The organism is Amycolatopsis sp. NPDC051102 (genome assembly GCF_040682815.1).
In the GTDB taxonomy this organism is placed as follows: Bacteria; Actinomycetota; Actinomycetes; order Mycobacteriales; family Pseudonocardiaceae; genus Amycolatopsis.
This window is the reverse complement of record NZ_JBFBBT010000010.1, coordinates 1-4155: the sequence shown is the minus strand read 5'-3', so window position 1 is coordinate 4155 and position 4155 is coordinate 1. Positions and strand designations below refer to the sequence as shown.

At 70.3% G+C, this 4155-nt stretch carries 5 protein-coding genes; 2 read left to right on the top strand and 3 right to left on the bottom strand.

Annotation, left to right across the window (positions count from 1 at the left end; all coding sequences use genetic code 11):
• The coding region (locus tag AB0M93_RS26140) for a gamma-glutamyl-gamma-aminobutyrate hydrolase family protein (RefSeq protein ID WP_364277108.1) at nucleotides 1-690 on the top strand (690 nt) is incomplete at its 5' end.
• Here AB0M93_RS26140 and AB0M93_RS26135 read toward each other — a convergent pair.
• The 3 genes from AB0M93_RS26135 to AB0M93_RS26125 form a co-directional block, all read right to left on the bottom strand.
• Nucleotides 618-1202 (bottom strand): hypothetical protein, encoded by a 585-nt coding sequence (locus AB0M93_RS26135; RefSeq protein ID WP_364277106.1) that lies wholly within the window; start codon nucleotides 1200-1202, stop codon nucleotides 618-620. The two genes, AB0M93_RS26140 and AB0M93_RS26135, sit on opposite strands and share 73 nt — an antisense overlap.
• The gene (locus AB0M93_RS26130; protein WP_364277103.1) at nucleotides 1199-2314 is read right to left on the bottom strand and encodes a hypothetical protein; all 1116 of its coding nucleotides are present in this window, start codon (nucleotides 2312-2314) and stop codon (nucleotides 1199-1201) included. Before AB0M93_RS26130 ends, AB0M93_RS26135 begins: the two co-directional genes overlap by 4 nt.
• A 211-nt stretch (nucleotides 2315-2525) precedes the next feature.
• Nucleotides 2526-3182 (bottom strand): TetR family transcriptional regulator, encoded by a 657-nt coding sequence (locus AB0M93_RS26125; RefSeq protein ID WP_364277101.1) that lies wholly within the window; start codon nucleotides 3180-3182, stop codon nucleotides 2526-2528.
• 78 nt (nucleotides 3183-3260) lie between these two features.
• Between AB0M93_RS26125 and AB0M93_RS26120 the strand changes: the two genes are divergently transcribed.
• Nucleotides 3261-4064, top strand: coding sequence for an SDR family NAD(P)-dependent oxidoreductase (locus AB0M93_RS26120; RefSeq protein WP_364277098.1), 804 nt, complete (start codon nucleotides 3261-3263; stop codon nucleotides 4062-4064).
• Nucleotides 4065-4155: the final 91 nt, after the last annotated feature.

Below are 4155 nucleotides of genomic sequence, written 5' to 3'. Positions count from 1 at the left end.
GTGCGCGAGGTCTACGTCCGGGCGCTGGAACGGATTTCCGGCTGTGCGGTGGCGGTGGTCGGCGGTCCGGCACCGTACCTGACGGACCTGCTCGACCGGTTCGACGGCGTGGTGTTCGGCGGCCACCAGATCGACGTGCACCCCGCCCGCTACGGCGGCCGGCCCCGGCGCGCCCCGGCGGACCCGGCCCGCGACGAACTGGCGCTCGGCGTGCTGCCCGCGGCGCTGCGGGCGGGGCTGCCGGTGCTCGGGATCTGCCGCGGCCTGCAGGAGCTGAACGTCGCGTTGGGCGGCACCCTGCGCGATCTCCCCGGCGACGACCACCGCGAGGACCTCTCGCAGCCCCGGGACCGGCAGTACCTGCCCGCCCACGAGGTCCGCCTCCGCGAGGGTGGCGTGCTGCGACGGCTGCTGGGCGCCTCGGCGGTCCGGGTCAACTCGCTGCACCACCAGGCGATCGACCGGCTCGCGCCGGGGTTGAGGGTGGAGGCGGTGTCGGCTGACGGGGTGATCGAGGCGGTCTCGACGGATTCGTGCTGCCTGGCGGTGCAGTGGCACCCGGAGTGGTACGCGGGCCGGGACCCGGTCTCGACGGCGCTGTTCCGCGAGTTCGGCCGTCAGGCTTTCGCCCGGTCCGTGTCGAGCATCGGCATGAACAGCTGGGCGAGCGGCCCGATGGCGCAGGCGTAGAGGACGGTCCCGATCCCGACGGTGGCGCCGAGCAGGAACCCGATGAGCAGCACGGCGAGTTCGATGCCCCACCGCACGGCCCAGATGGGGTGCCCGCGCGCGGCGAGCCCGGTCATCAGCCCGTCCCGCGGCCCAGGGCCGGCTTGGGCGCCGATGTAGCAGCCGGTGGCGAAGCCGTTGAGGACGATGCCGCCGACGAGCACGACCCAGCGCAGCCAGAGTTCCCCCAGCGGCGGCAGGACGGCGAGGGTGAGGTCCATCGAGGTGCCGACGAGCAGGACGTTGCAGAGGGTGCCGATCCCGGGTTTCTGCCGCAACGGGATCCACAGGAGGAGGACGGCGGCGCCGATGAGGTTGGTCCAGACCCCGATGCTGAGGCCGATGGTCCGGGTGAGTCCTTGGGCGAGGGCATCCCAGGGTTCGACGCCGAGGCCTGCGGCGACCACGAGGGCGTCGCTGAAGCCGTAGAGGACGAGGCCGGTGAGGAGCTGGGTGACCCGGCGGGTTTTCACTGGCCGCCCTTCGCGAGGTCGAGCGCAAGGGGGAGCCGCGAGATTTCGCCCGGATAGAACCGGTTGACGGCGGTCAAGCCGAAGGTGACCAGCCACGCGAGGGACGCGGTCAGGTAGGGAACGTTCGCTGGGGTCGTGAAGACGCTCTGCTTCTGGAGCAGCAGGAACACTGCCAGCGGACCGGCCGCGACCACCACCTTCGTGGCGAGGCGTCTCGCCGAGGCAATGCGGTTTCGGATCGTGTAGGCGGCTCGGTCGGGATCGTCCGGGAGATCGCCGAGATTGCCGGACAACAGGGTTTCGGCAAGACGGACCATCTTGAGGAGATACCGCTCGCGGGTGGCCGCCTCCGGCAGGACCAGGGCGGCGCACAGGATTTCGATCGACTGCCCGGCGTGCAGGCACCGCCGTCTGAGTTCCGCGGCGGCGAGCGGGCTGCGGACCGGCATCGTCCGCCACAGCCCGTGCTGGAGGAGGTGGGCGACTTCGTGCGTGTGGGTGACGAGCTGGTATCTCGTCCCCGGTTGCCGGAACTTTCCGCGGTCATGCGCCAGTTCGATGCAGCGGAAGACGGTATCCACCGCCCTCGCGTCCGGGTGGTGACGCACCCGGCGCCGCTTGCCCGTCCACACGACGATCGGTGCCAGCACGAGGTAGCCGGTCAGTAGGAACGAGAAAATGAGGATGGCCTGTGCCACGTCATAGATCAGGGAGTGTTCGACGAAATTCCCGGCGACGGCGTGGATCGGGCCTTTGCCCACCACCTCGCCGTACACGATCAAGGCGGCAGCTGTCTCCATCGCGACGAAGAACAGCATCGACGCGAGCGTCCCCACCCTCGGGAAGCGCCGCATCCCCCACCTGAGCACGGCGATCGGCGGCCAGGTGAGCAAGCAGGTCACGAACACGCCGACTCCCGCCCAGAACGCGGTGTCCGTTGCCGTGAAATGCCGAGCCACCAGGTAGGCACCGGTGAAAAATGCCGCGACACCCGTCAACCCGCCGAAGGCCACCCAGCGGGCCGACCTGACCTCCTCCCGGACGATCCAGCGACGAAACCTCCGGTACCGCACGAGATCCAGATCGACCGGCATGCCCAGCTCGGCGACCACCCCGCGGACCACATCCCCCCTGCGGTAGCCCTTCTCGAGGGAAGGGCGGAACTCCTTCGCCCGTCCCGGTGGGTTACTGCGCAACCACCAGTCCCGTACCCGTACCCGTACCCGTCGCCGGATGCGGGACCACCATGTTTTCTTCAGCACCCCACCACTCTCAGCAGCTGATGTACGGCGACAACAGGATCGCGGGACCGTCCGAGCGAGGTCAAGCCGGGCAGAAATCCCCTGCCGCCGGGCCGCCGCGGGTCAAGCCCGCCTCGGCGAAGGCGAGCACTTCGTCGACCAGCGGCGCCAGATCACTCGTCGCCGACTGGGCCTGGCCTTCGCGCGTCACGTAGATCTCGCGCAGGCCGGTGACGACCGTGACGGCGGCGAGCCGGGGGAGCAGCGCGTCCGCGGGCAGGCCGATGTCCTCGCCGATTCCGCCGGCCACCAGGACTTCCAGGTCGCGGTAGCCGGCGCGGGCGCGGCCGCGGAGGTCGTCGTCGGCCATGAGCAGGCGAGCCCGCAACGCGCGGCGCTGCCAGACGTGCGCGGGATCCAGCCCGGAGTCGCGCTCGTCGAGCTCGCGCATGGTCGCGTGCATCCAGTCGCGGACCGCGCCGAGGGTGCTTTGCCCCTGCCGGTCGCGAAGGCGCGCTCCCAGGGACTCCGGGGTGAACGGGTCGTCGGCGAACAGCAGGTCCTCCTTGGCCGGGAAGTGCAGCGTCACCGTGCGCGTCGCGACGTCGGCCCGGGCGGCGATCTGCGCGATCGTCGTTTCCCGGTAGCCCTGGCTCGCGAAGAGGTCCAGGGCCGCTTCCTGGATGCGGGACCGGGTCTGGGCCTTCTTGCGCTCACGGCGGCCGTCACTCGCGATCATGGCCGGTACTCTAGCATCTGACGCATTAATGCAGTCCATGCTACTATTAGCTTGAGATGTAGAGAGGAAGGTTGTGTCGTGACGAAGAACTGGCTCATCACCGGGACCTCCAAGGGCTTCGGCCGGGAGTGGACCGAAGCGGCGCTCGACCGCGGCGACCGGGTCGCGGCCACCGCCCGGGACGTCGGAAGCCTGCGTCCGCTCGTCGAGCGCTACGGCGAAGCCGTGCTGCCGCTGCAGCTCGACGTCACCGACCGGGCGGCCGCGGCCGAGGCGGTGGGACAGGCGGCGGCCGTGTTCGGCTCGCTGGACGTGCTGGTCAACAACGCCGGGTACGGCCACTTCGGGATGGTCGAGGAACTCACCGAGGAGGAGGTCCGCGCGGAACTGGAGACGAACTTCTTCGGCGCGCTCTGGCTGACCCAGGCGGCCCTGCCGGTCATGCGCCGCCAGGGCCACGGCCGGATCATCCAGGTCACCAGCGAGGGCGGCATCCGCGCGTTCCCCGGCATCGGGGCCTACCACGCGTCGAAGTGGGCCGTGGAAGGGCTTTCCGAGTCCCTGCGGCAGGAGGTCGCGGCGTTCGGCATCGACGTGATCTGCCTGGAGCCCGGCCCGTACCGGACGGACTTCGGGGGCGCCAGCGTCCGGCAGAGCGAGCCGGACCCGGCCTACGACGCGGTTCGCGAGGCGACGCGGATCGAGTGGGACCTCGGCGATCCGCGGGCGACCCGCGCGCCCATGCTGGAGCTCGCCGACACCGACGACCCGCCGCAGCGGATGTTCTTCGGCAAGTCGTTCGCCGCGGTCGAAGCCGAGTACCAGGACCGGCTCGAAGGCTGGCGCAAGTGGGAACCGGTCGCGCTGGCCGCGTTCGGCTAAGAGGTCAGTTCAGAATGAGCTGGCGTGTCGGCTTCGGTTGCAGGGTCGGATGTTCCAGCATTGCAGGATGCGTGAGCAGGTCTTGACCGAC

Coding starts and splice junctions, on each gene's coding strand:
- AB0M93_RS26125 (WP_364277101.1), bottom strand. CDS start 3,182: ATGATCGCGAGTGACGGCCGCCGTGAGCGCAAGAAGGCCCAGACCCGG.